The organism is Magnetospirillum molischianum DSM 120, assembly GCF_000294655.1.
Taxonomy (GTDB): domain Bacteria; phylum Pseudomonadota; class Alphaproteobacteria; order Rhodospirillales; family Magnetospirillaceae; genus Phaeospirillum; species Phaeospirillum molischianum.
Genome location: NZ_CAHP01000036.1, coordinates 1 through 3,538, shown reverse-complemented (window position 1 = coordinate 3,538; position 3,538 = coordinate 1). Strand labels below are relative to the sequence as shown.

Here is a 3,538-nt window from a genome sequence, read left to right as displayed (position 1 = left end):
GTTGGAACGAAGGTTGAATCAACCTTCGGTCCAACCTGGTGCTAATCGGCGCCACCCGGAAGGTCGCAAGGAGCTGATGGGGTTCCAGGTCGGCGTTCGCGAGAGCACCCAAAGCTGGCGGGAATTGCTGGTCGATCTGAAGGCTCGCGGTTTGGCCATCGCTCCGGAACTGGCCATCGGTGATGGCGCCCTCGGCTTCTGGAAAGCGATGGACGAGGTGTTCCCCTCGACCCGCCACAGCGCTGCTGGCTGCACAAGACCCGCAACATCCTGAACAAGGCGGCCAAATCCGTCCAGCCCGGCATGAAGAAGGACCTCGCCGAGATCTGGATGTCGCCCGACCGGGCGGCGGCGGAGAAAGCCATCGATGTCTTCGCCGCCAAATACGGCGCCAAATATCCCAAGGCGGTCGAATGCCTCGAAAAGGACCGTCACCCCTTGCTGGCTTTCTACGATTTTCCCGCCGAGCATTGGGTGCATCTGCGCACGACCAATCCCATTGAAAGCGTCTTTGCCACCGTCCGGCACCGCACCGTCCGGACCAAGGGGGCTTTGTCGGCGACGACCGCCAAGCTGATGGTCTTCAAGCTGGTCATGGCCGCCGCCAAAACCTGGCGTCGTCTCAAGGGCGAAAATCAGTTGCCCAAGCTCATCAGTGGCATCAAATTCATTGACGGTGTCCAGAACCCCGAGGCCGTTTCTCAAACCGCCGCCTGATCGGGCTCGTCACCCAGATTCCCGCATAGCTCGGCAGCGGCGCGGGCCTATGCGATTGCCAATGCGTTGGACCGGCTGAGCCGGGCCGAGGCGGCCCGCCTGGCGGTCATGGAGCGCCAAGCGCTTCTGGACGATGCCGGCTGGCACGCCAGCGCCACCCTTGCGGTTCCTGGCAACATCACACTGGTCCCGTTGCCACCCTATTCTCCAGAATCCAATCCCGTCGAACGCATCTGGCTCTACCTGCGGGAGCGGTTCCTGTCCCTCCAGGCCTGGCCAGATCAGGAGGCTATCATCCAGGCATGCTGTGATGTCTGGAATGCCCTGGCCTCAGATGCTCAGCGCATCAAAACCCTCTGCCTCTACCCATGGATCAAAAAAATCATTTCATAGGACGGTCGGTATGAGAGGTTTCTCTCGCTATGAGAGCCGGCCTGGGAAATTCGGACAGGGCGATAAGTGGATTTCCGGCCTGAAAGCGGCGACGATGCCGCGCAGGAGAAAGGACCATGACGAGACGTGCGCGCCGGACCCATTCACCGGCCTTCAAGGCGAAGGTGGCCCTGGCGGCCATCAAGGGCGACAAAACGCTGGCCGAGTTGGTTCCGCAGTATGACGTGCACCCCAACCAGATCATGACCTGCCGGGGTGTTCGGCGCGACGCCGGCGGAGGCGCCGTTTATCATGCCAGCGCTTTGCCGTCCGCATGGCATTCTCGGCCATCGGTACTCCGCGCTCAGCCGTTTCGCCGATGACAGACCTGAGCGGATCAGGCATCGTTTGCCCTCCGTTGGAGGGGATGGGCTGCAGGTGGCGAAGCTTGGGAGGCAAGCTGTCGAGCCGAGGAAGGGGGACGGATGCGCCGGGCTTCGAACAAAAATGAACGGGAGACCGCCGGTGCCGATCCTGTGCGGCGGGCCGAGCTTTTGCGGGGCACCATCGCCGCCATCAGCTTGGGCGCGACCGAGTTTCTGCCCAAGGCCAAGATCGAGAGCGCTGCCAAGCACTGGCTGGTCGGTTTGCCGCCGCCCCCGGATGAGGCGGAGGTCCTGCGTCTGCTTGGCACAGCCTTCCTGCTGGCGACAGCCGTGGTGTTGTTCGCGCCAAGTGCGAGCGGACAGACCGCGATGGACCGCTTCGCCCGCCAGCACAAGCCTGCCGGTCCCGATGACGACATGGCGATCGAGGCCCTGCGGCGCTCCCGCTTCCGCCTGTTGCGGATCGAGACCGCTCTCCCGACTTCAGGCTTCATGAGTCTGGACTTGGCGACCGGCGAGAGACTGCACTGGGTCGATGACAACATTTCCTCCGTTTGCGTCGGCCTGTCTGTCGCGGTCCGGGTCTGTCCGATCGAGGCGGATATCGTGGTGGCTGCCGGTCCGGTCATGCCGCTTGATGAGGTCATGCTCGATCTGGCGCGCTCGTTCATCCGCCCGGGCGGGCGAGGCCTTGCCGAACAGCGCTGCGCCGAAGCCCTCTATCGTCACGCCGTTCGCCATGGCGTTCCCCAGGTTCCCGGTTTTGACCGCCCGCCCTCCGATGTGCCGGACGACTTTCCCTTCCTGCCCGAAGACGGACTGCTGCACCAGATCGCTTTCGCGCTGGAGGCTGCCGACGGGGAGCTTTCGCCGACGGAGACGCAATCCGTCCGCGAGATGTCCGGTGGCGGCGATATTGTCGATGTTATCATAGGTCTTGCAGCCGCCCGCATGGTCGGACGGGAGGCACTGGCCTCGGCCTATCAAACCCTGGCCCTGGTTCAGATGGAGACGGTCGAGCGGCGGCGGGTGACCGGGTTGTCGGGCTCGCTCGACGCGGTTGTGGCCCTCGTTGATCAGGCCATCGCCGACGACGAGGCGCCGCCTGCGGCCCGCGATCTGTTCCGTGACTTGCGCCGCCGGGTTAAGGTCGCGCCTTCGCGCGGGACGGCGAGCACGGACGAACTCGACAAGGTGCTCGGGCGGATCCAGGGGCTGCGGGAAAAGACTGTCGACAAGGGCTGCACCGAGCAGGAGGCGTTGGCTGCCGCCGAGAAGGTGGCGGACCTGCTCGACCGCTACGGACTCAGCCTCAGCGAGGTCGAACTGAAGGGCCAGTCCTGCGAGGGGGCCGGGATTGATACCGGCCGCAAGCGTTCCGGTCCGATCGATGTCTGTGTCCCGGCGGTCGGCCGGTTCTGCGACTGCCGGGTCTGGCGGGAGACCGGGCCGACGGGCGAGATCCGTTATGTCTTTTTCGGTTTGCCGGCCGATGTGGCGGGGGCACGCTACCTGTACGATCTGGTCCGGCAAGCTTTCGAGACGGAAACCGACCGGTTTAAGGCCGGGGACCTCTACGCCCAGCACCACACCAGTGAACGCCGCAGCGCCACCACCTCGTTCCAGACCGGTCTCGCCCACGGCATCGCCGCCAAGTTGACCGCCTTGCATGAGGAACGGGGGACCTCCATGCGCGCCTCGACCGGCCGCGATCTGGTGCCGATCAAGGCGGCTTTGGTCGATGACGAACTGGCCCGGCTTGGCATGACCTTCGAAAAACGGAGTGTCGGCCGGGGCAAGCGGGTGCTGAGGGCCGCCTATCACGCCGGTCACGAGGCCGCCGACCGGTTCGAATACCGCCCGGGGATCGAGTGATGCTGCGAAGAGGGGAAGACTTGGCGAAGTGGGCTAAAGTGTCGGCAGATGCGAGGTGCCCATGACACAGACAGTCCCGAAGCCATCACAGCCCCCCCGCCGTCCGTTCTCGCGGGAAGGCCGTCCGGCCGAGATCGAGGGGATGGCGTTGGTCGCCCTGCGCACCATGAGCCCCGTCGAGATGGCGC

The 3,538-nt window shown here is 64.7% G+C and carries 2 protein-coding genes and 2 pseudogenes; all 4 read left to right on the top strand.

Features of this window, described 5'->3' with window-relative positions; translation table 11 throughout:
* Positions 1-35 precede the first annotated feature (35 nt).
* Positions 36-717: pseudogene (locus PHAMO_RS14905) on the top strand (IS256 family transposase); the annotation flags it as partial.
* A 66-nt stretch (positions 718-783) separates the two neighbouring features.
* Positions 784-1,110 carry a transposase gene (locus PHAMO_RS14900; protein WP_002730495.1) on the top strand — a complete coding sequence of 109 codons (327 nt, stop codon included), beginning with the start codon at positions 784-786 and terminating at the stop codon, positions 1,108-1,110.
* 116 nt (positions 1,111-1,226) lie between these two features.
* Positions 1,227-1,355: pseudogene (locus tag PHAMO_RS14895) on the top strand (transposase); the annotation flags it as partial.
* A 219-nt stretch (positions 1,356-1,574) separates the two neighbouring features.
* Entirely contained in the window at positions 1,575-3,350 is a 1,776-nt protein-coding gene (locus PHAMO_RS18675) for a DUF2786 domain-containing protein (protein ID WP_002730492.1), read from the top strand.
* Positions 3,351-3,538: the final 188 nt, after the last annotated feature.

Excerpts from the sequence above, each read along its gene's own strand:
- PHAMO_RS18675 (WP_002730492.1), top strand. The coding sequence starts at position 1,575 with ATGCGCCGGGCTTCGAACAAAAATGAACGGGAGACCGCCGGTGCCGAT.